This is a genomic window from Streptomyces sp. JLBT605 (assembly GCF_058215555.1).
Map to the genome: position 1 here is coordinate 6,418,321 of NZ_CM177087.1, position 26,163 is coordinate 6,444,483.

The 26,163-nt window shown below is 72.3% G+C and carries 25 protein-coding genes; 11 read left to right on the forward strand and 14 right to left on the reverse strand.

The genetic code is table 11. From position 1 onward, the window contains the following. The first annotated feature begins 33 nt into the window (after window positions 1–33). Window positions 34–975 carry a TAXI family TRAP transporter solute-binding subunit gene (locus AC4BDD_RS27820; protein WP_490688211.1) on the forward strand — a complete coding sequence of 314 codons (942 nt, stop codon included), beginning with the start codon at window positions 34–36 and terminating at the stop codon, window positions 973–975. A gap of 5 nt (window positions 976–980) precedes the next feature. Here AC4BDD_RS27820 and AC4BDD_RS27825 read toward each other — a convergent pair whose 3' ends face one another. The 4 genes from AC4BDD_RS27825 to AC4BDD_RS27840 form a co-directional block, all read right to left on the reverse strand. Next, complete coding sequence (locus AC4BDD_RS27825) at window positions 981–2,390, reverse strand: sensor histidine kinase (RefSeq protein ID WP_490688212.1); 1,410 nt, start codon at window positions 2,388–2,390, stop codon at window positions 981–983. Further along, a complete protein-coding gene (locus AC4BDD_RS27830) occupies window positions 2,381–3,058 on the reverse strand; it encodes a response regulator transcription factor (RefSeq protein WP_490688213.1) in 678 nt (225 codons plus the stop codon). Before AC4BDD_RS27830 ends, AC4BDD_RS27825 begins: the two co-directional genes overlap by 10 nt. Before the next feature lie 41 nt (window positions 3,059–3,099). Further along, on the reverse strand, window positions 3,100–4,500 hold the full coding sequence (locus tag AC4BDD_RS27835; RefSeq protein WP_490688214.1) for an MFS transporter: 1,401 nt from the start codon (window positions 4,498–4,500) through the stop codon (window positions 3,100–3,102). Window positions 4,501–4,612: 112 nt separating this feature from the next. After that, window positions 4,613–5,473 carry an AraC family transcriptional regulator gene (locus AC4BDD_RS27840; protein ID WP_490691961.1) on the reverse strand — a complete coding sequence of 287 codons (861 nt, stop codon included), beginning with the start codon at window positions 5,471–5,473 and terminating at the stop codon, window positions 4,613–4,615. A 77-nt stretch (window positions 5,474–5,550) separates the two neighbouring features. Between AC4BDD_RS27840 and AC4BDD_RS27845 the strand changes: the two genes are divergently transcribed. The 3 genes from AC4BDD_RS27845 to AC4BDD_RS27855 all read left to right on the forward strand — a co-directional run bounded on the left by AC4BDD_RS27845 (window position 5,551) and on the right by AC4BDD_RS27855 (window position 8,690). Next, on the forward strand, window positions 5,551–6,408 hold the full coding sequence (locus AC4BDD_RS27845) for an alpha/beta fold hydrolase (RefSeq protein WP_490688215.1): 858 nt from the start codon (window positions 5,551–5,553) through the stop codon (window positions 6,406–6,408). Continuing rightward, window positions 6,405–7,688, forward strand: coding sequence for an FAD-dependent monooxygenase (locus AC4BDD_RS27850; protein ID WP_490688216.1), 1,284 nt, complete (start codon window positions 6,405–6,407; stop codon window positions 7,686–7,688). Before AC4BDD_RS27845 ends, AC4BDD_RS27850 begins: the two co-directional genes overlap by 4 nt. A 399-nt stretch (window positions 7,689–8,087) precedes the next feature. Then, a complete protein-coding gene (locus AC4BDD_RS27855; protein ID WP_490688217.1) occupies window positions 8,088–8,690 on the forward strand; it encodes a hypothetical protein in 603 nt (200 codons plus the stop codon). Between the two features lie 195 nt (window positions 8,691–8,885). On the opposite strand, the gene AC4BDD_RS27860 is transcribed toward AC4BDD_RS27855, so the two are convergent. Next, complete coding sequence (locus tag AC4BDD_RS27860) at window positions 8,886–9,380, reverse strand: cupin domain-containing protein (RefSeq protein WP_490688218.1); 495 nt, start codon at window positions 9,378–9,380, stop codon at window positions 8,886–8,888. Between the two features lie 81 nt (window positions 9,381–9,461). Between AC4BDD_RS27860 and AC4BDD_RS27865 the strand changes: the two genes are divergently transcribed. Then, window positions 9,462–10,313 carry a LysR family transcriptional regulator gene (locus AC4BDD_RS27865; RefSeq protein WP_490688219.1) on the forward strand — a complete coding sequence of 284 codons (852 nt, stop codon included), beginning with the start codon at window positions 9,462–9,464 and terminating at the stop codon, window positions 10,311–10,313. 25 nt (window positions 10,314–10,338) lie between these two features. On the opposite strand, the gene AC4BDD_RS27870 is transcribed toward AC4BDD_RS27865, so the two are convergent. Genes AC4BDD_RS27870 through AC4BDD_RS27880 form a run of 3 tightly spaced genes read right to left on the reverse strand, consistent with a single transcriptional unit; the run spans window position 10,339 to window position 15,040 of the window. Next, window positions 10,339–11,661, reverse strand: coding sequence for an MFS transporter (locus AC4BDD_RS27870; protein ID WP_490688220.1), 1,323 nt, complete (start codon window positions 11,659–11,661; stop codon window positions 10,339–10,341). Next, a complete protein-coding gene (locus AC4BDD_RS27875) occupies window positions 11,658–13,670 on the reverse strand; it encodes a PEP/pyruvate-binding domain-containing protein (protein WP_490688221.1) in 2,013 nt (670 codons plus the stop codon). Before AC4BDD_RS27875 ends, AC4BDD_RS27870 begins: the two co-directional genes overlap by 4 nt. Continuing rightward, window positions 13,667–15,040, reverse strand: coding sequence for an ATP-grasp domain-containing protein (locus tag AC4BDD_RS27880; RefSeq protein WP_490688222.1), 1,374 nt, complete (start codon window positions 15,038–15,040; stop codon window positions 13,667–13,669). The genes AC4BDD_RS27875 and AC4BDD_RS27880 overlap by 4 nt, the downstream gene beginning before the upstream one ends. Window positions 15,041–15,450: 410 nt before the next feature. On the opposite strand from AC4BDD_RS27880, the gene AC4BDD_RS27885 reads away from it, so the two are divergent. Further along, window positions 15,451–16,743 (forward strand): PAS domain-containing protein, encoded by a 1,293-nt coding sequence (locus tag AC4BDD_RS27885; RefSeq protein WP_490688223.1) that lies wholly within the window; start codon window positions 15,451–15,453, stop codon window positions 16,741–16,743. Window positions 16,744–16,818: 75 nt separating this feature from the next. Here AC4BDD_RS27885 and AC4BDD_RS27890 read toward each other — a convergent pair whose 3' ends face one another. Together AC4BDD_RS27890 and AC4BDD_RS27895 are read right to left on the reverse strand one after the other, a co-directional pair. Then, entirely contained in the window at window positions 16,819–17,481 is a 663-nt protein-coding gene (locus tag AC4BDD_RS27890) for a response regulator (RefSeq protein WP_490688224.1), read from the reverse strand. After that, window positions 17,478–18,653 carry a sensor histidine kinase gene (locus AC4BDD_RS27895; RefSeq protein WP_490688225.1) on the reverse strand — a complete coding sequence of 392 codons (1,176 nt, stop codon included), beginning with the start codon at window positions 18,651–18,653 and terminating at the stop codon, window positions 17,478–17,480. The genes AC4BDD_RS27890 and AC4BDD_RS27895 overlap by 4 nt, the downstream gene beginning before the upstream one ends. Before the next feature lie 204 nt (window positions 18,654–18,857). Between AC4BDD_RS27895 and AC4BDD_RS27900 the strand changes: the two genes are divergently transcribed. Further along, window positions 18,858–19,778 carry an ATP-binding cassette domain-containing protein gene (locus tag AC4BDD_RS27900; RefSeq protein ID WP_490688226.1) on the forward strand — a complete coding sequence of 307 codons (921 nt, stop codon included), beginning with the start codon at window positions 18,858–18,860 and terminating at the stop codon, window positions 19,776–19,778. Next, window positions 19,775–20,632, forward strand: a complete 858-nt coding sequence (locus AC4BDD_RS27905; RefSeq protein WP_490688227.1) for an ABC transporter permease — start codon at window positions 19,775–19,777, stop codon at window positions 20,630–20,632. The genes AC4BDD_RS27900 and AC4BDD_RS27905 overlap by 4 nt, the downstream gene beginning before the upstream one ends. 94 nt (window positions 20,633–20,726) lie before the next feature. Here AC4BDD_RS27905 and AC4BDD_RS27910 read toward each other — a convergent pair whose 3' ends face one another. Together AC4BDD_RS27910 and AC4BDD_RS27915 are read right to left on the reverse strand one after the other, a co-directional pair. After that, on the reverse strand, window positions 20,727–21,461 hold the full coding sequence (locus AC4BDD_RS27910) for a sulfite exporter TauE/SafE family protein (protein WP_490688228.1): 735 nt from the start codon (window positions 21,459–21,461) through the stop codon (window positions 20,727–20,729). 11 nt (window positions 21,462–21,472) lie between these two features. Next, complete coding sequence (locus AC4BDD_RS27915) at window positions 21,473–22,087, reverse strand: TetR/AcrR family transcriptional regulator (RefSeq protein WP_490688229.1); 615 nt, start codon at window positions 22,085–22,087, stop codon at window positions 21,473–21,475. A 78-nt stretch (window positions 22,088–22,165) separates the two neighbouring features. Here AC4BDD_RS27915 and AC4BDD_RS27920 point away from each other — a divergent pair, with 78 nt between their 5' ends. Further along, window positions 22,166–22,963 carry an MBL fold metallo-hydrolase gene (locus tag AC4BDD_RS27920; RefSeq protein WP_490688230.1) on the forward strand — a complete coding sequence of 266 codons (798 nt, stop codon included), beginning with the start codon at window positions 22,166–22,168 and terminating at the stop codon, window positions 22,961–22,963. 144 nt (window positions 22,964–23,107) lie between these two features. Here AC4BDD_RS27920 and AC4BDD_RS27925 read toward each other — a convergent pair whose 3' ends face one another. Then, a complete protein-coding gene (locus AC4BDD_RS27925) occupies window positions 23,108–23,545 on the reverse strand; it encodes a hypothetical protein (RefSeq protein WP_490688231.1) in 438 nt (145 codons plus the stop codon). 88 nt (window positions 23,546–23,633) lie between these two features. On the opposite strand from AC4BDD_RS27925, the gene AC4BDD_RS27930 reads away from it, so the two are divergent. Then, a complete protein-coding gene (locus tag AC4BDD_RS27930) occupies window positions 23,634–24,326 on the forward strand; it encodes a helix-turn-helix transcriptional regulator (protein WP_490691962.1) in 693 nt (230 codons plus the stop codon). Window positions 24,327–24,349: 23 nt separating this feature from the next. Here AC4BDD_RS27930 and AC4BDD_RS27935 read toward each other — a convergent pair whose 3' ends face one another. Further along, entirely contained in the window at window positions 24,350–25,000 is a 651-nt protein-coding gene (locus AC4BDD_RS27935) for an NAD(P)-dependent oxidoreductase (RefSeq protein WP_490688232.1), read from the reverse strand. A 164-nt stretch (window positions 25,001–25,164) separates the two neighbouring features. Between AC4BDD_RS27935 and AC4BDD_RS27940 the strand changes: the two genes are divergently transcribed. After that, window positions 25,165–26,088 (forward strand): AraC family transcriptional regulator, encoded by a 924-nt coding sequence (locus AC4BDD_RS27940; RefSeq protein WP_490688233.1) that lies wholly within the window; start codon window positions 25,165–25,167, stop codon window positions 26,086–26,088. Window positions 26,089–26,163: the final 75 nt, after the last annotated feature.

Genomic DNA, 26,163 nt, shown 5'->3' on the forward strand with positions numbered 1-26,163 from the left:
CACTCATTCGTGAATGCCTCTTAGCATGACCGGGTGTCCGCGGTATCCCGTCGCGTCCTGCTGGGCGCTCTCGCCGCCGCCCCCCTCACCGCCTGCGCCGGCTCCGGGCCACGGGGCGCGATCCGGCTTGCCACCGGACCGGAAGGCGGCCCGTACGAGACCTTCGGCAGCCGCCTCGCCGACGAGGTGCACCAGGCGCACGAGGGGCTCACCATCCAGGTGCTCACCACCGCCGCCAGCGTGGCGAACCTGCGGATGCTCGCCGCCGCACGGGCGGATCTCGCGCTGACCCTGGCCGACACCGCCGCCGACGCCGCCGCCGGCCGGGGCACGTTCAGCGGCCGGGCGCCGGTTGCCGCCCTCGCCCGCCTCTACCTCAACTACCTCCACCTCGTGGTGCCCGCCGGCTCGCCGATCCGGGAACCGGCCCGGCTGGCCGGGCACACCGTCTCGGTCGGTGCGGCCGAGTCCGGCACCTCGGTGACCGCCGAGCGGGTGCTGGCCGCCGCCGGGGTCCGCGACCGGGTGCGCACCGTGCGGCTGGGGCTGGCCGAGTCCGTGACCGCCCTGCGCGGCGGCCGGGTGGACGCCTTCTTCTGGTCCGGCGGCTCACCCACCCGCGCCCTGGAAGACCTGGCCCGCCGCACCCCCATCCGGCTGGTCCCGCTCGGCGAACTCGCCCCCGGTCTGCGCCGGGCGCACGGCCCGGTCTACGAGAGCGTCGACATCCCCGCCGGGGCGTACGGGCAGCGCGGGCCCACGCCGACCGTGGGTACCCCCAGCTATCTGGTGTGCCGCGCGGACCTCGACGAGGACATCGCACGGGCCGTGACCGCCGTGCTCTTCACCCACCGGGACCGGCTGCCGGTCCCGGACGCGCCCGGCAGCCGGCTCGACGAGCGGTACGCCATCGGCACCGGGACCGTCCCGCTGCACCCCGGCGCCGCCGCTCACTACCGCTCCGTCTACGGCTGAGCCGATCAGGTCAGTCCGGGGGAAGGGCTGCCGATCGGGCGTCCGCTAGGGCCGGCCGGAGCCGGTCCGGCGGCCGACGGCGGGCCGGGAAGCCGGAGTTCGACCACCAGGCCGTGCGGCTCGGCGGGCAACAGCGCCAGGGTGCCGCCGCAGGCCCGGGCCAGCTCGGCCGCGATCGCCAGCCCCAGCCCGCTGCCGGGCACGTTCCCGTGGGTCGGGGAGCGCCAGAAGCGGCCGAGCGCCGCCCCCCGCTGCTCGGCGTCGAGCCCGGGGCCGTCGTCGGTGACCCGCAGCGTGCCCCGGTGCAGCGACACCGTCACCGAGCCGCCGTCGGGGACGAACTTCGCCGCGTTGTCCAAGGCGATATCGGCGATCCGGGCGGCCGCGGCGGGCAGCGGCGGGGCCGTGGCACCGGACTCCCCGAGCTCCACGGCCAGCGTCAGCCCACGCGCCGCGTACACCTCGCGCCATGCCGTCAGCCGCTGCCGCAGCTGCTCGGCCGAGACCGGCTCCGGTGCCGCGGCGTCGGCCTCCACCCGGGCCAGGGTGAGCAGATCCTCCATCAGCCGGGCGAGCCGGTCGACTTCCGCGAGCGCCTCGGCGTACTCGGCGGCGCCGTCCGCCCGCAGATGCGGCTCCAGATTCTCCAGCCGCAGCGAGAGCACCGTCAGCGGGGTGCGCAACTCGTGCGAGGCGTCGGCGACGAAGGCACGCTGCCGCTCCAGCGCGGCCGACACCGCGTCGGCCATCGCGTTGAACCGGCGCTCCAGCAACCGCAGCTCGGCGGGGCCCGGACCCGCGTCGCCGACCCGCGCGTCCATCCGCCCCTCGGCGATGGCCCGGGTGGTCGCGTCCAGCTCGGTCACCGGGCGCAGGATCCAGCGGGCCAACCGCCCGGCCGCGATCAGCGCGCCGAGTACCGCCACCACGGAGCACGCCGCGATGGCCGCCCACACCCGCGCCACATCCCGCCGGGCGGCCGCGGTGGTGACCCGCAGCAGCACCACCCCCGAGACCTGGGCGTCCCGGCCGGCCGGCTCGGCGACCACCGCGGAGTCCGGGCCGAAGGGGGTGACCAGCGGCAGGCTGCCGGTGGTGCGGCCGGACAGGGCCCGCTCGGCGGCCTCGGCGTCCCAGGCCCCGCCGCCGGTGATCAGCTGCCCGTCCCGGCCGCGTACCTCCACCCCGGTGCGGTACAGCCAGGCGTAGCGGCCGACCTCCAACGCCAGGCCCGCGGTGTCCCCCTCGCGGATGGCCTGATCGGCGAGCTCGGCCAGCCGGGTGGCGTCCGCGCGCCGGTCCAGCAGCAGCTGGCCGGTGCGGTGCGAGGAGTACGCCAGAGCGAGCGGCACGGCGAGCGCGATGACCAGAAAGGCGACCAGAACGGTGTAGACGCGCCGGATCCTCAGGCGCATCCGCCGGTTCCCAGCCGGTAGCCGGTGCCGCGCAGCGTCTCCACGAGTCCGGGGCAGCCCGTCTTGGCGCGGATCTGGGCGATGTGCACATCCAGCGAACGGGAGGCGGACAGCAGCACGTCTCCCCACACCGCGTCGAGGATCTCCTCCCGGCTGCGCACCACGCCCGGTTCGCGGGCGAGCAGGGCGAGCACATCGAACTCGCGGCGGGTCAGCTCCACCGGCCGGCCGCCCACCTCCACCCGCCGGGCCGCCAGATCGATCCGCACGCCGCCCGCGCCCGCCACCACCACCGGCCCGGGCGCCGCCAGTGGCCGGGTGCCGCGCCGCACCACCGCCTCCATCCGGGCGATCAGCTCCGCCGTGCGGAACGGCTTGACCAGGTAGTCGTCGGCGCCGCCCCGCAGGCCCCGCAGCACATCCCGCTCCTCGGTGCGGGCGGTGACCACGATGACCGGGACCGCCGAGACCCGCCGCAGCCGGCGCAGCGCCTCCAGCCCGTCCATGTCCGGCAGCCCCAGGTCGAGCAGGACGAAGTCGGCGCCGTCCTTGAGCCGCAGCGCGTCATCGGCCCGCCCGGCCCGGACCACCTGATGTCCGTGCCGGGCGAGTGAGGCGGTCAGCGCGGCGGCCAGCCGGTCGTCGTCTTCGACCAGGAGAACGTGCATGGCGCTCAAGCGTAGGCGGTGCCCGACGGGCCGCCGACGGGTCAGACCGCCGCCTGCCGGGGACACGCCCCCGGCGCGCCGGTGCCCGCCTCGGGTCCGGCGGCCCCGGCCTCCGGGCCCTCGACGCCGGGTCCGCCGGACCCGGTGAGCGCGGCGTCGCGGGTCTCCCGCATCGTCGCGTAGACCACCAGCGAGACGGCCGCGCAGCCGGAGACGTACCAGTAGAACCCGGACTCCGCGCCCGCGTTCTTGAACCACAGCGCCACATACTCCGCGGTGCCGCCGAACAGGGCGTTGGCCAGCGCGTACGGCAGGGCGACGCCCAGCGCCCGCACCTGGGTGGGGAACAGCTCCGCTTTCACCACCGCGTTGATCGAGGTGTAGCCGGTGACGATGACCAGCGCCGCCAGCGACAGCAGCAGCGCCCCGCCGAAGGTGCTGGTGTGCGACAGGGTGCTCATGATGGGGACGGTGGCGAGCGTCGAGCCGACGCCGAAGCCGATCAGCAGCGGACGGCGGCCGATCCGGTCGGAGAGCGCGCCGGCCGCCGGCTGGAGCAGCATGAACAGGAACAGCGCGCAGAAGCTGACCAGCGACGCGTCGGACTTGCTCATCCCCGCCGTGTTCGACAGGTACTTCGTCAGATAAGTGGTGTACGTGTAGTACGCCACCGTGCCGCCCATGGTCAGCGCCATGACCAGAGCGAACTCCCTGCGGTGCAGCAGCAGCTGACGCATCGTGCCGCGCTCGCGCTCCGCCCCGGCGCCCTCCGGCCCCGCTTCGGCCTCCTCGTACGCCTCGGTCTCCAGCAGGTTCCGCCGGAGCCAGAAGACGACCGCCGCGCCGACCGTGCCGACCAGGAAGGGGATACGCCACCCGTAGGAGTGCAGGGCGTGGTCCGACATCGTGTGCTGGAGGAGGATCTGCAACCCCAGACCGCACAGCTGGCCCAGCGTCATCGAAACGTACTGGAAGCTGGCGACGAAGCCGCGGCGGCCGGGCTGTGAAGCCTCGGTGAGGTAGGTGGCACTGGCGGCGTACTCGCCCCCCACCGACAGGCCCTGGAGCAGCCGGGCCGCCAGCAGCACCACCGCGCCGAAGTAGCCGGCCTGGCCGTAGGTGGGGGCGATGGCGATGAGCAGCGCGCTCGCCGACATCAGCGTCACGGTGAGGGTGAGGGCGGCCTTCCGGCCGCGCCGGTCGGCGTACCGCCCGAGCAACCAGCCACCGACCGGGCGCATGAAGAAGCCGACGGCGAAGATGCCGGCGGTATTCATCAACTGCGCGGTGTCGTTGCCGCCGGGGAAGAACGCCTTCGCGAAGTAGGTGGCGAAACTGGCGTACACGAACCAGTCGAACCACTCGACCAGGTTGCCGATCGAGCCGCCGACCACGGCTCTCCAGGGGGTGCGGCTGCGGGGCGCGGGCGCGCTTTTCGACACGGGGCCTCTCCTCCGTCGGGTGCGAACCGCGGCGACCGCTCACATCTGGGCGTCGCCGCAGGTCGCAGCCTCCGTGCCGGAGGTCACCGGCGTACAGGTCCCGGACCGAGAGCTAACATCCGGTTAACAGAGGCGGCGGATTCCAACGGCTGGGCCATGCGATGCCGTCAACGGCGAGAAACGGCTCGTCAGCCACGGTCGCGGGGGTTGCCCCGGTGAACGCCATGACGTCCCGATGCAGGTGGGACTGGTCGGCGTAGCCGGTGTCGGCGGCGACTTTGGCCGCGCCCTCACCCGCGACCAGGCGGTGGGCGGCATGGTCGAAGCGGATCAGCTTCACGGCGCGTTTGGGTGGCAGGCCGAGCTGGGATCGGAACCTGGACCACAGCCGCTTGCGGCTCCACCCGACCTCGGCCGCGAGTCCGTCGACCCGGGTCAGGCCACGGCTGACGACGATCCGGTGCCAGGCCCAGGCCACCTCCGGGTCCACCGGCGGCCCCGCCTCGTGCCGGCGGGCGAGCAGCGCGTCCGTCAACGCGAAGCGAGCCTGCCAGGACAAGACGTCCCCGAGTTGCTCGCGGATCCGTGACGCCTCCCGGCCCCACAGGTCGCCAAGCGACACGACGGCGCCGTCGAGGTCGGCGGGGGAGGCGCCCAGAACCGCGCGTGCGATCACCGGAGACAGGCGCACCTGCACGCACTCGACGTTCTCTCCCCGCGCCCGGACCGCGCCTCCGGACCCCAACCCGGGCCCAGCGACGAAGCTTCCGCACTGCCGCCGCCCTGGGGCACAGTCAAGGACGGGCGAGCCGGCGCCGAACTCCAGGAGCAGCGTCACGGCCGGGTGCGGGACCATCCGAAGCGCGTCCAGTTCACGGACACGGAACCCGGCCATGGTGAGACCGGCCACCCGGCTGGGCCGCTGCGGGCACTCCACGCCCCACACAGCCGCACCGTGCACGAACGTTTGCACCATCTCATGCTACGTGAGCCGGCTGCGGGGAACATTTATCCAATCCGCCGACGGCGATCAGCGGCGACTGTGGGCTCATGACTGTTTCTGACGGCGGACCGTACGTGAACGGCGGCCCCGAGGCCACCGAGAGTTCAACCCTGTCGCTGGACGACGGCGACATCTACGTGTGCCAGGACGGCCCCCGCGACGCCCCCGCGCTCGCGCTCATCCACGGGTCCGCCTCCTCGACCCGCTCGTGGGACCCGCTGGTTCCGCTGCTGACCGGATCTCACCGCGTCATCCGGATCGACCTGCTCGGGCACGGCCGGTCGGCCAAACCGGCCGACCGCGGCTACGCGATCCCGGACCAGGCACGTCGGGTCGAAGCGGTACTGGACCGGCTCGGCGTAGAGCGCGCCGTGGTCGTCGGCCATTCCAGCGGCGGCGTCGTCGCCACCGCTCTCGCCGAACAACGACCCGACCTGGTGACCGCGCTCGCGCTCATCAACACCGGACCCAGCCTGGGCGCCTTCATCGCAACGGAGTCCGCCGCAAGCGGCCTCTCGCAGTGGCCGCCGACCGACGAGCAGCTCCGGCGGTTCGCGAGCACGGGTTTCAGCCGCGCGGGTTACCAGATTCCACAAGAGCTCCTGGACGACGTGCGCGGTATGACCCACCACTCGCTCACCACGTCGATGCGGGCCACCCGCTCCTACCTGGAGCAGCGGGCGCTGCCGGATCGGCTGACGGTCCTGGGCAAGCCACTGCTGGTGGTCTTCGGTGAGGACGACCGCAGATGGCGATCCTCATCCGCCTCCGACTACCGCGCCGTTCCCGGCGCAAGGGTCGAGTTGCTGCCCGGTCTCGGGCACTCGCCCCTGCTCGAGGATCCGCCGCGGACCGCCACCTGTCTGCTGGCCTTCACCGCGATCCACGCCGGGTGGACTCAATGAAAACAAGGAGTGCCACGCGGATTCTCGTCTCCGGCGCCAGCGTCGCCGGTCCGGTGCTGGCCTACTGGCTCACCAGACACGGCTTCTTGGTCACCGTCGTCGAGCGCGCCCCGGCGCTGCGCAAGACCGGCGGCCACGCGGTCGACCTGTTCCGGCCCGCGATGAACATCTCGGAGAAGATGGGCGTGCTTCCGCGTGTCGAGGAGCGGGCCACCGGCGCGAACCGGATGACCGTCTACCGGGAGGGCTCACGGCGTCCCGTCCGGGCGGACCTCGCCAGGATCTTCGGCGCCACCTCGGATCGGCACGTCGAGATCATGCGCGACGACCTGAGCGAGATCTACTACGACGCCACACGCGACGACGTCGAGTACGTCTTCGGCGACTCGATCACCGCGATCTCGCCCGACGGCGAGGTGCGGTTCGAAAACGCCGCGCCGCGCGGCTTCGACCTCGTCGTCGGTGCGGACGGGCTGCACTCCAACGTGCGCCGCCTCGTCTTCGATGAAGAGTCCCGCGCCAGCGCCTTCATCGGGGCCTACCTCGGGGTGCTGACCCTGCCGAACGTCGCCGACCTCGACAGCGAGCTCCTCATCCACGTCGGCGTCGGCCGCACTGCCGGCATGTACGGCGCGCGGCACCTGGGCGACGCGCGGGCGTTGTTCCTGTTCCGGAGCGAGTGTGAACTCGACTACCACCACCGCGACGTGCCCCGGCAGAAGGAGCTGCTGCGCGGTGCGTTCGCCGGCATGCACGCCCACGTGGACCGCTGGCTGGACGAACTCGACCGCACCCCGGCGTTCTACTTCGACTCCATCACCCAGCTCCGCATGGACACCTGGTCACGGGGGAGAGTGACACTCGTCGGAGACGCGGGCTACTGCCCCGGTCCGGCCGTCGGCGGCAGCACCACCCTGGCCGTCGTCGGCGCGTACGTCCTCGCCGGAGAACTGGCACGGGCGGGCGGCGACCACGAGCGTGCCTTCCCCGCCTACGAGCGCGCAATGGCGGCACACGTGCACGGCAGCCGCGCCGTCGCGCTGAGCGCGGCGAAGACCCTGATCCCCACCTCCCACCTCGGCGTGTGGGGACTGGCCCAGGGCGCCCGCCTGATCTCCGCCCTGCCCACGGGCCCCAGCCGCGCGCTCGTCCGCCTCACCACCAAGAGCGCACGCCTTTACAACTCCATGACCGTCGACGACTACCCGCCGTCACCCGCCGCATCAGGAGGCCGGGGCGGCCCCGCGGGCGCCCCCGGAGGCGGCCCCGGGGCGGAGTGAGGAGTGCTCGCCGCCCTTCTGCCGGCCATCGACAGCTCGGAGCCCTCGCCTCGGCCACCGTCACCGCGGCAGCTTGGCTGTGCGCTCGGGGTGGGGGCTTTGATGTAGCGGGATTCCGATGGAGGCCGGTGGCCGCTCCTGCTCGAGTGCCAAGTGCCGGCTGACCAGTAGATGGGGGTTGACCGAGGCAGGCCGGCGGCGGTGTCGGTAGGTGAGCCAGTCGGCGGCGGGCCGGTGGGTGAACACAGCCGGCGAGCACATCGGAGGGCACCGATTCCGGCAGACCACCGTAACCTCGCTGCCCTCCGGCCCAGCCTTACCGGCGGGTCGTCTTCCGGGACCCCACCCCTGAGGGCTGTCCCGTGACTGCTGGTCACGGGACGGCCTTAGGGTTCCCCCATGGACTTTGGGGTGGTGCTGCTCGCGATGACGGGTGTGGCGGGCACGCTCGGAGGCGCGCTCCTTACGCAACGGGGTGCCGAGAGGGCCAAGAGGCGTGAGCTGGAGATGGCCCAGGCCATCCAGGAAGTCCGCGAGAACCGCGAACTGAGGCGGCGCTGCTACTCGGAACTGCACCGGGATGCACGGCAGTTCGCAACGGCGCTGAGTCGTCACCTGTACGTCCTGCGAGACGGCTCCCCTGGGGAGGAGGACATACGGGTTTTGGAAGACGCCAAAGCGACCTACCGCGACCGTTGGTCAGAGGCGCTGATGATCGCCCCCGACGCCGTGATTGCCCCGGCTCGCGAGCTGAACGGGAGACTGACCCGGGTTCACGGGCAGGTGAAGCGCCTGGAGCAGGGGAATGCTCGTCCGGATGAGACCCTGCGGTCAGCCGCTGAATCCCAGCACGGGCTCTGGTCCCTGATAGGCGCCATGAGAGAAGCGATGCGCCGCGACCTCGGGGTCTCTGGGGGATCTGAAGATGGGGCCGCCTTGCCCAGCGACGGCTCGGCCTTCATCCGGGACTTCGGGGAACCAGACGATGATCTCGCCTCCTGAGAGGGTGTCTCACGTGGCAGGTTTCGCGAGCTTCTTGTAGCAGGTCAGGGCGGCGGCCATGGCCTGGCCTCGGCTCTGCCAGTCGTTGCGGACCATGTACGGGATCTTGAGACCACGAACAGGTCGACCTGGCAGCCAGTGCTGCCCCGCGTGCGGCCTCGCCTGCCCGACGCCGCGAGGGCCGGTCCGTCCGCTTCAGGTGAAGTCGGTGGCGGGTTTGGTCGCGTAGTGGCTCATCGCGTCGATGTTGGTCTGTGGCGTCAGCGGTCGGCCGTCGGCGAGCATGTCTTGGAGGTCGCGGAAGTACTGGAGGTACAGGTCCGGGGTGAACGTGCTGAGTATGACCGCCGGTTGGTCGGTGGTGTTGGCGAAGGTGTGCGGGGTGTCGGGTGGAACCATCACGAACGTGCCCGCGGTGGCGTCGTGGTTCTCCTCCCCGATGGTGAACCGCACGGTGCCGGCGAGGATATAGAAGCCCTCGTCGTGTCGGGCGTGGCGGTGCTGCGGCGGTCCCTGGGTGTGCGGGGCGAGGACGGACTCGGCGATCGCGAGGCGGTGCCCGGTGCGGCTGCCGTCCTCGAGGACGCGCATGCGCGTGGTGCCCAGGACGATCGTCTCACCGTCGCCGGGACCCACCACCGATACGGAGGGGAGGTCCTGTGGCTCGTTGGTCTTCGTTGCTTCGGTCATGCCCACAAGTGCACCGCCGGGGCTCCACGGTTGTCCAAGACCCATCTCTCGACACCGATACCTCGTGGGTATCGTTGCAGTGTGGAGCTACGGACCTTGCGGTACTTCGTGGCCGTCGCCGAGGAACTCCACTTCGGCCGGGCCGCCGGCCGACTGCACATCAGCCAGCCGCCGCTGAGCAGGGCGATCAAGCGGCTGGAGGCCGATGTCGGGGCCCCGCTGTTCGCCCGCTCGCCCGCCGGCGTCACACTCACCCCGGTCGGCACGGTGCTGCTCGACCAGGCGCGGGCCCTGCTCGACCATGCCGACCGCGTCCGGGTACGCGTGAGCGCGGCGGCCGGTGTCGCGAGCATCACCGTCGGCATACTGAGTGACGGCACCGACCCGGCGGTGACCAGGCTGGCGGCCGCCTACCGCCGCCGGCACCCCGGCATCGACATCCGCGTCCGCGACACCGACCTGACCGACCCGACCCGCGGGCTGCGCGCCGGGCTGGTCGACGTCGCCCTGACCCGCGCGCCGTTCGACGAGACCGCCCTGGCGGTGCGCACGCTGCGGACCGATCCGGTCGGCGTGGTCCTGCGCGCCGACGATCCGCTGGCCCACCGCGACCGCCTGCACCTGGCCGACCTGAGCGACCGCCGCTGGTTCCGGTTCCCGCAGGGAACCGATCCCATCTGGCAGTCGTACTGGAACGGCGGCCGGTCGCGCGAGGGCCCAGTGGTGCGCGCCGTCCAGGAGTGCCTGCAGACCGTGCTGTGGAACGGCACGGTCGGCCTGGCCCCGCTCGGACACGACCTGCCCGCGGAGTTGGCCGTCGTGCCGCTGATCGACATGGCGCCGAGCCGAGTGGTGGCGGTGTGGAACGAAGGTGACACCAACCCGTTGATCCGATCCTTCATCGAGACCGCGACAGCCACATACCGCCGCTGAGCACCGACCCGAGACGGTGGACAGATCAATGAGGCCCTGGGCCTTCGGCGCGATCGCGGGTCCCGGCGCCAAGTGCCCTGATCCTCGCCGCCGTGTGGACGCCCAGCATGACCAGGGCGGTGGCGGCGGCGCTGTGCCAGAGCAGGGCGTCCATCCGGTCGGCGGACAGATAGCCGCCGGCGGCCACCGCGGCCAGCGCGCAGACGCCCCGGTCCACGATGCTCTCGGCGGAGAGCAGGGTGGCACGTGGCGCGCCATGGGGTATCGCGTCGTTCACCAGCTTCCGCTGGAGGGGATAGGCGAATCCGGTGACGGCCGAGAACAGGCACAGCAGCGCGATGGCGGGCAGTGGGCCGCCGAGAGTGGTGCCCGCCAGGGTGGCGGCCATGGCGAGGCTGAGCAGCGAGACCATGGTCAGCGGCCGCAGGCGGCGCCCCAGCCACTGCGGCCGGGCCGAACCGACGGCCTCGGCGACGGTCACCGCCGCCAGTACGGCGCCGTGCGAGCCCTCGGGGATGCCGTGGTCGAGCAGGATCGGCTGGAAGAGATTGACCTGGCATATACGGGACAGCGTGAAGACCGCCACGCCCTGCGCCATGACCAGCGCCAGCCACGGGCTCGCCCGCAGACAGCGCGCGGCCCGGGCGACATCGCGGGATCCCCTCGCGGGGCGCTTCTCCCTACGCCGGCCGGGTTCGCCGGCCATGCCGGGGGCCCGCGCGCCGGCCGGGCCGATCCGGCGCGGCAGTGCCAGGGCGCAGCACAGGGACGCGGCGGCACCGGCCGCGCTCAGCAGGTAGGGGGTGGGCCGGGCCAGGGCCATCAGCGGGCCGACCAGCGGCCAGCAGACCACCTTCGCGGCGAGTCCGAGCGCGCGTGCCGTGCCCTCGGCCCGCAGATAGTGGTCGCCGGCGCCCTGGGCGTGCAGCGCGTCGTAGAGGTAGGCGCTGGCCGCACCGGAGGTGAGGGAGCGGCCCGCGGCGATGGCCAGGAAGTGCGCGAGAAAGCCCACGTAGCCGGGGGAGAGGACCGGGATCAGGTTCGCCGCGCACATCACCACCGCCCCCGCGCTCAGGCAGTTGCGGGCGCCGATGCGGTCGGCGACCAGCCCGGTGGGGATCTCGAACAGGCAGAAGGCGATGTAGTAGATGCTCTGGATCCCGAAGATCTCCTGGTCGGAGAGGCCGGCCTCCCGCTGGTAGGCGTAGAAGACCGGCATCCACCACAGCAGGTTGAACAGCAGCTGGAAGCCGTTGTTGAGCGCGATGATCCGCCGCGCCGCGGCGGGCAGCGGGGCCGCGCCCGGCCGCCGGCGACCGGGCGCGACGACGGATGCCGGCCGGCTCACAGCGCGTACGGGCGGATCTGGACCAGCCGGAAGTCGCCCCGCTCGGTCATGAGCCACTCGATGTCCAGCGGGTCCTCGGGGCCGTCGCCGAAGTGCGACTGCAGCAGCCGGCCGGTGAGCGCCAGATCCGCGAGCCGGGCCCGGGTCGCGGGCGGCAGGTCCTCCGCGGCCGAACCGACCGCGACGGTGCGGCCGCCGCCCTCGACCGTGTTGTAGAGATACTGGAGCGGCAGCACCGTGCCGTCGACGACCTTCTCCGGCGAACCGGGCGTGCAGTTGAGGTAGACGTTGCGGAAGTCCTCGCGGCGGGTGGGGTTGCAGGTCACCAGGACGCCGCCGAGCGCGGCCGGGACGTACTCCTGGACGATGACGCCCATATAGGTGTCGTCGAGGGAGATGCCCGCCTGATGGCGAAGCCGCACGCTGCGCGGCGAGAGCAGCGATGCCCACACCTGGCGTACCGCGTCCAGGAGTTCGGTGGTCCCGCGGACGGTGGTGATCGAGTCGTACATCCCGGCGGCGGAGAAGCCCGGCAGGTCCTCCGCGTTGGACGAGGAGCGTACGACCAGGCGGCGGCCGGCGATCGGCCGGTCCCCGAAGGCACCGGTGATCCGCGCGGCCACCTCCTCGGGGATCGGCGTGCTGTGGACCAGCTGCTGCAGGTTCAGGCAGAGGGAGTCCAGCACGTCGGTCGCGGACAGCTCCAGCGCCATCTTCAGCTTGCCCAGCCCCTGCTGGAGGGCGGGGGAGGAGATGAGGAAGCGGTGCTGAAGGGCGAACGGCAGGGCGATGCCCTCGGGAGCCCGGACGGTCTCGGCCACGAACCGGGCCGCCGCGCTCCGCAGCGCCTCGGGCCCGGCGCCGGCGGGGGCGGTGAGCCGGGATGCCAGATGGGTGTAGAGGTCGCGGCGTGGCGGCCGGGGCCGGCCGTAGTAGGCGGTCAGGTCCGCGGTGCGGCTGTCCAGCACATGGTGCAGCTCGCCGAGGTTGGCGGCCTTGGTGCCGTAGCGGTCCCGGTCCTCGCGGCGCAGCCGGTGCAGCTCCAGCACCGGGACGTCCTCCAGCCACGGCGGCTCCAGCCGGATGCGCTGCTGGTGCCAGGTCGGCTCGTCCAGCTCGGGCACGCTGCCCAGCCGGGTGAGGCTGACCTCGTCATCGCGTACCCGGTAGCGGACCCAGGCGCCGTCGAGCGCGTCCGCCTCGACCAGCCGGTCCAGGTCGCGCACGATGGCGTTGGGAATGCCCCAGCCGGACGCGAGGACGTTGGTGTGCGACAGCGGGGTGATCGGTGCCGTGTTGATGAACCCGGCGACGCGGGGCACGTCGTCCGGCAGCCGGTCCATGGCCACGATGTCCGCCCAGCCGAGCGCGCCCGCCTGCTCCCGGTACTCCCGCGGCGATCGGAACCAGCGCAGCCGGCCCACCGCCTCGCCGGTGTTCAGCGGGGTGCGGAGCCGGTCGGCGAACAGCTGGTGGCTGAGGATGCGCGGCAGGCGCGCCTCGCTGATCGCCGCCAGTTCGTGTTCCTGCCCGTGGTTGGCCGGTTTCAGCAGCAGCGGCAGCCGTCCGTCGACCCGTTCCCGCACGAAGCCGTAGAACTCCTTCAGCAGCGCGCGGCCCATGGTGTCGGCCTCGGTGGTCTCCAGGACGAGGAAGGGCCGTTCCCGTCCGTCGGTGTCCTGGTCCGCGTGCAGGGACAGGATTCCGAGCAGGAATCGGCGGTCGGGGTCGGTGTACACCGAGGCGTTGAAGGCGTCGAGGCGGGCGTCGAGCTCCTCCAGGCTCAGGCCGAGGACGCGGGTGGCCGTGTAGTTCACGTGGAAGGGGTGGACCGCCGAGTCGAGCAGGTGCCAGGTGTGTTCGGCGCGGTCCACGACGATCTTCACGTAGGGGTGCCCGGCCAGTACCCCGGCGAGGGTGCGGAACAGCGGCAGCGAGAGGTTCTCACCGATCACCGTCGCGTCGGTCCCGGAAGCGGCGGGGTCTGTGCAGAGGTGTGCGCCGCTCATATCCGCCTCCCGCCGTCGCCGACCGCCGGGAGGACGTGCGGCATGGCGTCGGTCAGCGTCTCGAAGTCGCGGACGACGGTCACCGGGTCGGCCGCGGAGAGCAGGCACAGCGCGGCCATGCTGTTGGCGCCCGCCGCCGGGTCGTAGACCGGCACCGGCGTGCCGTTCGGGAGCGAGTGCTCGGTCACCTCCGTCAGCCGGCTGCCCTCGGTGATCAGCGCGGGCCAGTCGACGGCGGAGAAGTCCCACACCCGCCGGTCCGGCCACGGGGCGCCGGCCCGGTCGACGCCCAGCACGACCAGCGACCCCGCGGCGCCGTCGGCCTCCTCGGGGCCGAGCACCCCGCCGGGCCCGGCCACCGGCCGGCCGAGCAGGCCGTCGACGAGCATGCCGATCAGGTCGACCCCGAAGACCTCCTCGATCTGCGGCACGGTCATCGCCCCGCCGAACCGGGCGGCGGTCTCGATGACCCACATCCGCCCGCCGGCACCGAGCTTGATCTCGGTGTGCGTGCCGCAGGTACGCAGCCCCAGCGCGTCCACGGCGGCCCGGGCCAGCTCCACGATCCGCTCCTGGGCCTGTGCGCGGAGCGGGGCGGGGGTGATGCTCGCGCGTTCGGTGAAGGGAGCCACGGTGGGCATGCGCCCGCTCAGGCACACCGGGTGGTAGACGCCGTCCGCGACGATGCCCTCGACGCTGACGTAGTCGCCCCAGCCCGGCTCGTCGAACCAGCCGTCGGCGGTGCCGTCCACGATCTGCTCGACCAGGAAGTCCCCGTCCGCGCCCGCCACATGCAGTTCGGCGTACCCCTGCCGCGCGGAATCCTCCATCACCGCCCGGGCCCGACGCCAGGCCGGGGCGATGTCCTGGGGACCCCGGATGATCCGGTGCGCCGTCGACCCGGCGCTCCAGGCCGCCTTGAGCAGCATCGGGAAGGGGATCTCGGCCGCGGCGGCCCGCATGTCCGCCTCGCCGGCCACCGCACGGAAGCGGGGCTGCGGTACGCCGTGCTCCCGCCAGGTGCGGCGCATCATCCGCTTGTCGCGGGCCAGCACGCAGTTGCCACCGGCTCCGGCGAGGCCGAGCTTCTCGCACGCCTCGGCCACCGCCACCACCGCGTACTCGGAGGCCGTGTACACCGCGTCCGCGCCGACGGCCTGCGCCCGGGCCGTGATCAGCGCGACCAGATCCGCGGACTCGTCCGCGGCGGGCACGGTCGCCGACGTGCACCGCAGGGTGCACCGCTCGCGGACCGAGAGGGGAAGCGGGCTGAGCGCCAGCAGGTGCACTTCGGCCTTGGCGGCGACCCGGGACAGCGCGTACTCCAGCGGCGGCCCGCCCTTGGCGTACACGAACAGCACCTTGCTCACGGGAAACGACTCCTCGGTCTCGAAAAGGGTGTGGTCGACGCCCGGCCGTCCGATGGGTGTGCGTCGCGCTCCGGGCCCATCAAGCGAAGCAGCCGGCGGCAACCGGGTACCCCCGCAGCCGCCCGGGGAACTCAGGCAAATGCCTGAGTTCTCAACGCGGCTGACATCCAGCCAGGACAGGGCGGCGCCTTGTTCCACGCGGCTGACAGCCGGCCAGGTCGGGGCCGCCCCCTGGTCCGCGCGTCTGACGACCCTGTCGGCGTGTGGGGCGCCGCGGGTGCCCCGAGGCGCTGAATCCGGCCCCTTTCGCACTACCGGCGGTGACCGGGCATGCGCGTGGGGAGACGGGGAAGCCCTTGGCCAGGCTCCGGCGAAGGGGACCGGAGGGACCGACAGCGAAGAGGCGGCTGATGAACGAGACCAGTCTCGGTACGCTGCTCGACCGTATGCCCGTCTCCTGGTGGGAGGCGGACGAAGGACTGCGGGTCATCGACTGCGGCGGGGGCGCGTTCCGCGATCCGCGGATGGCCCAGCGGTTGCTCGACACCCTGGGCGCCCAAGTGGCCGGGCCGGTGGTGGAGGGCTGCATCGACCGGCGCCAAGTGCACTTCGCCGGGCGCCTGTTCGATGTGACCTGCTACCCCGAGCGCCTCTCCGCCCAGGGCCGGAGCGGTCTCAGCGGGCTGGCCGTCGACATCAGCACGGTCGCGTCCGGGCGGCGCCGCTACGACGCGTTCGCCGACTTCGCGCCGGCGGCGGCCTTCATCCGGGACAGCCATGGCCGCTACCTGTGGGCCAACCACGCCTACGCCCATCTCTACGGCACCACTCCGGAGGCGGTCGTGGGCCGCCCGGTCACCGACTTCGACGCGCCCGAGGACGCGGCCGCCTTCCAGGCACTGGACCAGCAGGTCCTGGCCTCCGGCAAGCCGGTCCGGCACACCCTCACCTTCCACCGTCCGGACGGCACGCCGGGGAGGGCGGTCGGCCACCGGTTCCCCGTCATCGAGGGGGAGCAGACGTGCGTGGCCGGCATCTATGTCGACATCACCGATTACACCCGTGCGCTGAACCAGCGCCGCGCCGCCGAGGAGAGCCTCCAGGCGCTCAGCGAACACAGCGGCCTGCCGTGCGCCCTGCTGTCCGCCGGCGGCAGGATCCAGCGGATCAGCTGCGCGGCCGCCGGACTGCTGCGGGCACGCCCGGCCGATCTGCTGGGCCGTTCGGCGCGCGGCTTCCTGGCCCCCGCGGACGACCTGGCGCAGCTGGGGCGGGCCTGGCACGAGCTGGTGGCCTGCCGCAGGCGCCGTATCCAGACCTCGGCCGCGTTCGTCGGCGCCGACGGTGAACACTGGCGGGCCCGGCTGCTGCTCACCGCCGTCCGCGGCGAACCGGGGCGAGCCCGCGGTGTCTGGGCGATGCTGACCCACCACGGGCTGCCGCACCGGCCGCTCCCGGCACTCACCGCCGCCCAGACCCGGATACTGGCCCTGCTCGCCGCCGGCCACGGCAACAACGAGATCGCCGCCTCGCTCGGGCTCTCCCGGCAGACCCTCGACTACCACCTGGGCCGGCTGCGCGAACTGCTGGGCGCCCCCACCCGGCTCGCCCTGGTCGGCCGCGCGTATGTGCTGGGCATCCTCGATCCCCAGTCCTGGCCGCCCCGCCCGGCCACCATGCCGCGGCCGTCCGGTCCACGGTGAGCACCCGGGCGGGGTGTTTCCCGTCCGCCCGGTCGAGGTCCACGAGTCCGGCCGGCGGACCGCCGGGCCCTCGGGTCACCGGGGCGGCTTGACCAGTCCCATCTCATAGGCGGTGATCACGAGTTGAACCCGGTCCCGGGCGCCCAGTTTGGTGAACAGCCGTGACACGTGCGACTTGGCGGTGGCCACCGTGATGAAGAGATCCTCCGCGATCTCGCTGTTCGACCGGCCGCGTCCGACCAGGGTCAGCACCTCCCGCTCCCGCTCGGTGATGCCCTCGACCGGCCGCGGGGAGCGCTCCGGGGCAGCCGCGGGGCGCCCGACGAAGTCCGCGATCAGACGGCGCGTGACACCTGGCGCGATCAGTGCGTCGCCGCCGGCGACCACGCGGATCGCCGCGAGGATGTCGTCCAGCGCCATGTCCTTGACGACGAAGCCGCTCGCCCCGGCCCGGAGCGCGCCATAGACGTGCTCGTCCTCGTCGAAGGTGGTCAGGACCAGGACGCGGGTCGTCGCCGGACCGGCCGTGATCCGGCGCGTGGCCTCGATCCCGTCCATGCCGGGCATCCTGATGTCCATCACCACGACGTCGGGGCTGATGTCGCCGACCAGTCGGACCGCCTCGGCGCCGGTCGCGGCCTCACCGACGACCTCCAGGTCGGGGTGATCGGCTATGAGCACGCGAAGACCGGACCGTACCAACGGCTGGTCGTCGGCGAGCACGACTCGGACAGTCATCGGGCCGCCACCGGAACTCCGACGGGCGCGGGCAGCGGCAGCCGCGCCGCAACCCGGAAGCCGCCCTCAGGGCGCGGCCCGGCGCTGAGTCGGCCGTGCAGCAGGCCGACCCGCTCGCGCATGCCTATGATGCCGAATCCCTGGGCCGAGCCGATGCCGGTGACGCCACGCCCGTCGTCGACGACCTCCACCGACAGCTCCTCGTCCCCGTAGCCGATGGCCACCCGACAGTGCCCCGAGCCCGCATGGCGGACCACGTTGGTCAGCGCCTCCTGCACGATGCGGTAGGCGGACAGGTCGATGTCGGCCGGCAAGGGACGCCGCTCCCCGCTGAAACGCAGGTCGACACCTACCCCCGCGTCCGCGGTCGCGGCGACCAGCTTCCCGAGGTCCGCCAGACCCGGTGAGGGTGCCAGATGTGGCTGCCCGGGGTCGGCTGTGTCAGGGTCGCTCCGGCGGAGCGCCACCAGCGTGCGCCGAAGGCCCGACAGCGTCTCCCTGCTGGTGGCCTCGATGGCCCGCAGCGCCTCGCGGGCCTCCGCGGGCTGCGTCTGGATGACCCGGCTGCCCACCCCGGCCTGGATGGCGATGATGCCGATGCTGTGCGCGACCATGTCGTGCAACTCCCGCGCGATCCGCAGCCGCTCGGCGGTCACGGCCTCGGCCACCTCCTGGGACCGCAGCGCCACCGCGTGCTCGCGCCGCTCGCGACGCAGCAGACCCACCATGCAGGACGCGGCCATCGCCAAGAGGGCGATCACGCCGTTGACGGTCAGGTTGTCCCCGTGCGCGAAGCCGCCGATCACCACGGACTGCACGGCGAAGGACACGGCCACGGCGACGATCGAAGCTCGCCGCGTGCGGGTGGCGACGATGAGGCCCAGGACGAAATCCACCGCCAGATACGACAGGAACTGGCCCTGATACGACACCGACAGGTTCGCCTGGGCGGAGCTTTGAGTGCCCACCACCACGGCGGTGGATCCCAAGAGCGTCATGCCCAGAGCCAGCAGCGGCATCCGCCGCAGCACACCGACGAGCAGGCTGACGGCCAGCAGCGACCCGACAGCGTGGACCGTGCCCGAAGCCCGCGGCGCGCCCCCCAACAGCAGAACCAGAAGGAGGACGTACATGGCGCCCCCCACCCAGGCCATGCCCTTCGTTCTCGTCATCGGCGCCGGGCCCTCTCGGTGACGTCGAGAGGCGATACCCGCGCAGGCAACAGGAGGGTCGGTGTGGCGTTCATGCCGCGAGAGTAACCAGCCGCGGTCCGCGCGGCATCGGCCCGGGGGTTTACGCCCGCGGGCCAACCCCGGCGCGCGATTGCCACCCACGGCCTCATGCCCGGACGGTGACCGCCCGGCAGGGTTGTCCCTGTGATCGAAGTCAGCGAACTCACCAAGCGCTACGGCGGCAAGACAGCCGTCGACCATCTGTCCTTCACCGTCCGGCCGGGCCAGGTCACCGGCTTCCTCGGCCCCAATGGAGCCGGCAAGACCACCACGGTGCGGATGATCCTCGGCCTGGAGGCGCCGACCGGCGGCACGGCCACGGTCAGCGGCGTTCCCTTCCGCAGCCATCGGCGCGGACTGCGGCACATCGGCGCCCTCCTCGACGCGGGCCGGGTCCACGGCGGACGCAGCGCCGCGGCCCATCTGTCGGCCCTGGCCCGCGGCAACGGCATCCCGCCGCGCCGGGTGGACGAGGTGCTGCGGGAAGTGGGGCTGGCCGAGGTGGCGACCCGTCGCATCGGCACGTTCTCGCTCGGCATGAAGCAGCGGCTCGGGATCGCCACCGCCCTCCTCGGCGACCCGCCCGTGCTGATATTCGACGAGCCGGTCAACGGCATGGACCCGGAGGGTGTCCTCTGGATGCGCCGCCTCTTCCGGCGCCTGGCCGCGGAAGGGCGCACGGTCTTCCTCTCCAGCCACCTGATGTCGGAGATGGAGAACACCGCCGACCAACTCGTCGTCATCGGCCGGGGCCGGCTCATCGCCGCCGAATCGGTAGGGGACTTCGCCGCCCGCGGCACCCGCCCCAGCGTCGTGGTCGGCACACGGCAAGCCGCCGAGCTGGCAGCGGTACTGACCGCCGCAGGAGCGTCGGTCGAGCCGGAGGGCTCGGCGGGCGCCGAGAAGCTCGTCGTGACCGGGCTGCCGGCGGACCGGATCGCGGCGCTCGCCTCCGGGAACCGGATCCTGCTGAACGAGCTGACCACCCGGACCGCCTCGCTGGAGGAAGCCTTCATGGAACTCACCGCCGACAGCGCCGAATACCTTGCGGGAGAACCACGATGACCTCACTCGCCCCCGCGGCCCCGACCGCCTCGGCCCAGCCCGTCACCGAGCCGCCCGTCCGCTTCCGCGACCTGCTCGCCGCCGAGTGGATCAAGATGCGGTCCCTGCGCTCCACCCCGTGGACGATCGCGCTCACCACCCTGTTCGTCATCGGGTCCTCCGCCGTGGCGGCGCTGGCGGACTACAACAACCTCGCCGCCGCCGGCCCGGGCACGCGTCAGCCCCGCGACTTCCTGCCCTTCGACGCCTATCCGCCGGCCGGCTACATGACGCTGATGCTCATGGCCGGCAGCATCGGCGCCATCACCATCGTCAGCGAATACAGCAGCGGCCTGATCCACACCACCACCGTGGCGGTTCCCGCCCGCGGCTCGGTGGTGCTGGCCAAAGCGGTCGTCACCGCCGCGCTGTGGACCGTGGTCGGCGCCGCCATCTCCACCGGTTCCTTCCTGGTCTCCCAGGCCATCTTGAACGAGCGGCACGCCGGGGTCTCCCTCACCCATCCCGGTGTGGCCCGGGCCCTGGCGGCATCCGCGCTGGTGGCCCCGGTCTGCGCACTGGTCGGCCTGGGGCTCGGTGTGCTGATCAGGCACACCGCGGCCGGCATGGTCGCCACGCTCTTCACCCTGCTGATGCTGCCGATGCTCTTCTCGCCGTCCAAGCAGTGGTCCGCCGACGTCAACCACATGATGGTGGCCGGCGCCTGGAAGCGTCTGGTCCAGAACTGGGGGCCGCTCCCCGGCAGTAGCCCCGTCCGCGACGCCACGGTCTCCGGCTCCTGGGCCGTGTACGTGCTCTGGCCGCTCGTCGCGGTCGTGCTCGCGGTGGTCGTCGTGCGGCGCCGCGACGTGTGAACGCGCCGCGACGTGTGAACGCCCCTCCGGGCGCGCCTGCCCTCACTCGACAACGGCCGCCCGATATCGGACCACCGCCAGGATCGGTGGGCGGTCATGCCATCTCCGACAGCCCTTTGCACAGCACGGAGAGGCCACCGGCCAGGGCCAGGGCGAAGATCAGCCGACGCACCCCCCGCTCCCGGACTCTCGGGGCGAGCGCCCTGCCGATGAGGGCGCCCGCCACCATGGCGGCCACGGTCACCGCCCAGGACGACCCACTCAGCCGTGGTACGCCGTTGACGGCCACGGAGAAGACGTTCACCGCGATGCCGTAGAACTGCGCGTTGGGCACGAACTCGTGCATCGACCATCCCGCGTTCACGGCGTACAGCGAGTACGGTGGCCCGCCGACGCCGGCGGCGGAGTTCATGAATCCACCCACGGCACCCGCGGTCACGGCACCCCTCGTACCGGTCAGAGCCGGCATGCGCGCGCCTCCCATCACGAGAGCCACGGCAAGCGTCACAAGGGTCCCGACGCCGGCCAGCAGTACCGGTTCGGGAAGTCGGGCGGCCGCCCATGAGCCCGCGGGCACGGTGCAAGCGGCGGCGATGACCAGGGGAACCATGGCGCCGATCCGTACCTGTCGCCAACTCGCGGTGAGTCCGGCGACGCTGATGACTCCGGCCGCGCAGTTTGCGAGCACCACCCCCTGCGCCGGCCCGAGCATCAGAACGAGCACGGGCACCGCGATGAGCGCGAAGCCCATCCCGGTGAGCCACTGCACCGAAGCGGCCAGAACGACTATGCCGCCCAGCAGTAGCTCGGCCGCTCCCGCGTCAGCCACAGCGGACGTCATCAGGTGGCCGACCGCGTGCGGTGGCCGGCCAGTGCGGTGCGCATGAGGCGGCGGGCGCGTGGCGCTGCGCGCTCGTCGCCGAGGAGTTGGATCTCCTGGTTGGCGGCCATGGCGATGCCGGTCAGGAGGGATACGAGGTCCTCGGGGTCGAGGTCCGGGTCGAGGTCGCCGGCGGCCCGCGCGGTGGTGATCTGTTCGGTCAGGAAGCGCCGCCAGCGGGTCACCGCGTCGTACAGGCGGTCGCGCGGCTCGCCCGGTTGTCCGTCGAGTTCGCATGAGGCCGCTGTGACGAAGCAGCCGTTGGGGAACGGGCTGTCGACCAGGTAGGCGCACCAGGCGTCGATCACGGCGTGCAGGCACGGCAGCCCCGGTTCCGCGGCGCGGCCGGGCGCCACCACCGCCTCCGTGAACATCCCCACCGCCCGCTCCAGAGCGGCGAGTTGGAGCTCGGCCCGGGAGCCGAAGGGGCCGACGACGCCGGCCTTGCTCATGTCGAGCGTCTCCGCCAGCGATCCGATGGTCAGTCCGGACAGGCCCAGGCTGGACGCCTGGGTCACCGCGGCTCCCACGATGCGGTCCCGGGTGCGCCGGGCTTCCTCGGCCGATTTCCTCATGCCCCTGATCTTACCGATCGATCGTCTGCTATTTTAGCGAACGATCGTACGGTAAATTATCGATGGGGAGGACGTCGTATGCGTATGCGGTGGCTGGGGTGGGCCGGAGTGGAGCTCGAAGCACAGGGCGAGAGCCTGGTCATCGACCTGCTCGGGCGGCCCGAAGGCGTCCTGGAGGGAACGCCGCTCTCGGGGGTGCCGCTGCCGAAGGTCGTACCGCCGCACGCGGAAGGACACGTGCTCGCCGGTCTCTGTACCCACCTGCACCGCGACCACGCCGACGCCGGCGCCTTGGCCCGCGCGCTGGGCCCCGGCGGCAAGGTCCTGCACCCGGAGCCCTATGGCGGCGACGACCACGAGAACCTGTGGACCCTCAAGGCCGAGGCCGAGTTGACCGCCGGCAAGCTCCCGCGGCAGGCCATGGGCCTGTGGGAGACCGTGACGATCGGGCCGTTCGCCATCGCGGCCGTCCCGGCCGTGGACACTCTCGGCGACCCCCAGGTCTCCTGGGCCGTCGAAGCCGGCGGCGTACGGGTGATCCACCTGGGCGACACGATGTTCCATGGCTACTGGTGGCGCGCCGCCCACCGCTACGGCCCCTTCGACGCCGTCCTGACGCCCATCAACGGACCGACCGTCTGCTTCCCGCACTGCCGGCCGCCGAGCCCGTATCCGGCCTCGCTCGATGCCCAACACGCCGCCGTCGCGGCCCGCCTCCTGCAGGCCAGGACCGCGATACCGATCCACTACGACGGCTTCCATGCCGACGGCTTCTACACCACGCAGCCCGACGAGCTCGCCCGCTTCCTCGATGCCGCCGACGGCGAGCGCTACGAGGTCCTGACCCCGGGTCTGGGTGAGGAGCTGACCCTCTGAACCGCCGCCCCGGCCGCCGGCGCGCATCGAAGACGGCGTGCCCGGTCGGGGGTGCGGGCGCGGGCGGGCTGCCAGGGCCGCAGGTCGGACGGGTGAGCATGCCGCGCTCACCCGCCTCCCGCGCGGCCCGCGTCCGCTCCGACTTCAGCGTGGCTGCTCCTTGCCGTGGTAGCGCTGGGCGAGCCGGGCCAGGGCCACCGCACCGAGCAGCAGTCCGAAGTCGCGCAGCGCGATGTCGTAGTAGTCGGGGATCGTCAGCAGGTTGACGATGATGCCGGCGAGCCATCCGGCGACCAGCCAGCCCCCGAAGCGCGGGGCGAGCGCGACGACAAGGCCGGCGACGATCTCGATGACACCCACGGCGTACATGGCGGCCTGGGCGCTGCCCGGAACGACGTCGTTGATCCACGGTGCGAGGTAGGTGGGCCAGTCGACGAGCAGGTTGGCGAACTTGTCCAGCCCGAACAGGATCGGTGCGACGGTGAAGCCGGCGCGCAGGATGACGAATGCCTGGTAGCCGGGGTCGCTGAACGCGGTCCGCCGGGGGGTGGCGGAGGTGGTGGTTGTGGTTGCAGACGACATGACGCCGCCCTTTCGTTCTATCGGCAACTCTCACTAACGATAGAAACGCGGAAACCTTCTTTAGTCAATGGCTGCGGGTTTTACACTGGTGTTCGTGGACCACTCGAAAGAAGCACCCCACGCCGACATCTCCGCCGTCGCCGCCCTCGACGAGCCGACTCGCCGGAGGCTCTACGACCACGTCGTGAGCCGGCCCGGGCCGGTCGGACGCGACGAGGCCGCCGCCGCCCTGGGTCTGGCGCGGCAGACCGCCGCCTTCCATCTCGACCGCCTGGCCGACGAGTCACTGCTCGATGTCGTCTACGAACGGCGCAGTGGCCGCACGGGACCGGGCGCGGGCAGGCCCGCCAAGCTCTACAAGCGCTCCACCAAGCAGGTCACCGTCAACCTCCCGGAGCGGCACTACGAACTCGCCGGACGGCTCTTCGCCCAGGCGATGGAGGAATCCGAGGCCACCGGCGAGCCGGTACGGACCGTTCTGCACCGCAAGGCCCACCACTTCGGCCGGCAGATGGCCGACCAGGACCCCGCGGATGTCTTCGACTTGCTGGAGCGCTACGGATTCGAGCCCCGCCACGACGGCGACGCCATCGTTCTGGGCAACTGCCCCTTCCATGCCCTCGCCCGTGAACACACCCAGACGGTGTGTGGCATGAACCTGCACCTGCTCCGTGGCGTCCTTCAAGGGCTTGATGAAAGCGGGCTCCAAGCGTGCCTGGCGCCCAGCCCCGGCCATTGCTGCGTCCGCCTGGAGCCGGCCTCCTCCACGATCGCCCGGTAGGCGCCGGGGCGGGGTGCCAGGGGCTATCGGGCGACGGTGAAGCGCGCCCCGATGTGCCGGGGGTTCTCGATCTCGTCGACCAGCGCCACGGCGTAGTCCTCGGCGCTGATGTAGCTGTTGCCCTCGGCATCGGTGACCAGCTGCTCGGTGCCCGTCCGGTACGCCCCGGTGCGCTCGCCGGGCTCGATGGTCGCCGCCGGGCTGAGGCTGGTCCAGCGGACGTCCTCGACGCCGCGCAGGAAGTCCAGGGCGTCACCGTGCGCGTGCATGATCTGCAGCAGCCAGTCGGGGAGCCCCGGGGCGTCCCACACCTTCACGCCCGGGGCCGTCTCCAGGCTGCCCGCGCCGCCGACCGTGATCAGTCGCGGTGCCTCCTCGCCCAGCGAGCGCACCGCCTCGACCAGGGACTTGGCGGCCGCCGCGATGAGCTTCACATGGCCCGGCCCGTCGCCGCCGCCCACCGCGCTGACCACCACATCGGTGCCGCGCGCGGCGGAGGCGACCGACGCCGGGTCGAGCACGTCGCCGGTGACCACGGTCAGTCGCGGGTGGCTGCGGTCCAGCTTGGCCGGGTCGCGCAGGACGGCGGTGACCTGGTGGCCGCGGGAGAGGGCTTCGTCCAGGACGCGCAGGCCGATGGTGCCGCCGGCGCCGACGAGTGCGATCTTCGCCATGAGGGTGTCTCCTTGTGGGGAATCTTTACGGACGCGGAAAGGGAACGGATAAGGGATATCCAGGGGAAACGATGCCGACCGGCATGCCGTTTCGGTCAGCGACATCGACGCTACGCCCATAGCCCCAGGTGAGCGAGGTAGCCTGGTGACTCATCATGGTGAAAATGCGACACGATGACCTCGCGGAGCTCTCGGACTTCTCTCCCCCCTCAGAGCTCTCGGTGATCCCGGAGATCCCCTACCAGCCGCCGCCCGGCGCGCCGGAGGGCGTGGAGGTCATGTCCCTGGACGAGCTGCGCCGCCGTGCGCCGCCCGGCGAGTTCGCCACTCCCCAGCGCCCGCGCTTCCACTCCCTGTTCGCCGTCGAGCAGGGGTCCACCGTGCACACCGTCGACTTCACCGAGTACCCCCTGGGCACCGGAAGCGTGCTGTGGGTGCGGCCCGGACAGGTCCAGCAGGTCGGCGACCTGTCCGCGATCGAGGGCACCCTGGTGCTCTTCCGCCCCGGCTTCCTGTCTCCGGACACCACGCGCTCGGCTCGGCTGGACGACCGGTTCGCCGGCACCTGGTGGCAGACGACGGGGCAGGACCGCACCTCCGTCTTCACTTCCGTGCGCCACCTGGCCTGCGCCTACGGCTCGGGGCAGGGGCTGCCCGCCGAGGTGCACGCGGAGATCCTGCGCCATCTGCTGGCCGCCCTGGTGTTGCGGCTGGCGCACCAGGCGGCGCCGACCGCCGGCGCCGCCGAACCCCCGGTCGCGTATCTGCGCTTCCGGGAGGCGGTGGAACGCGACTTCGCGCGCACCCACCGGGTCGCCGACTACGCGCGGGCCCTCGGCTACTCCCCGCGCACCCTCTCCCGGGCCACCCTCGCCGCGGAGGGGGTGGGCGCGAAGGAGTTCCTCGACCAGCGGGTGGTGCTGGAGGCCAAGCGGCTGCTCGCGCACAGCGATCTGCCCGTGGCGCGGGTCGCCGGGCAGGCCGGATTCGCTGATTCCGCCAACTTCTCGAAGTTCTTCCAGCACCGCACCGGACAGACGCCCGGCGCCTTCCGTGCCGCGATGCGTGGCGGCGCGGACCCGCGGTGAGCGGCGGCCGGATCCCGCGCGTCCTGGAGCTGCCCGTTTGCTAAATCACCTCATTTCGGATTGATTCGAAAGAGG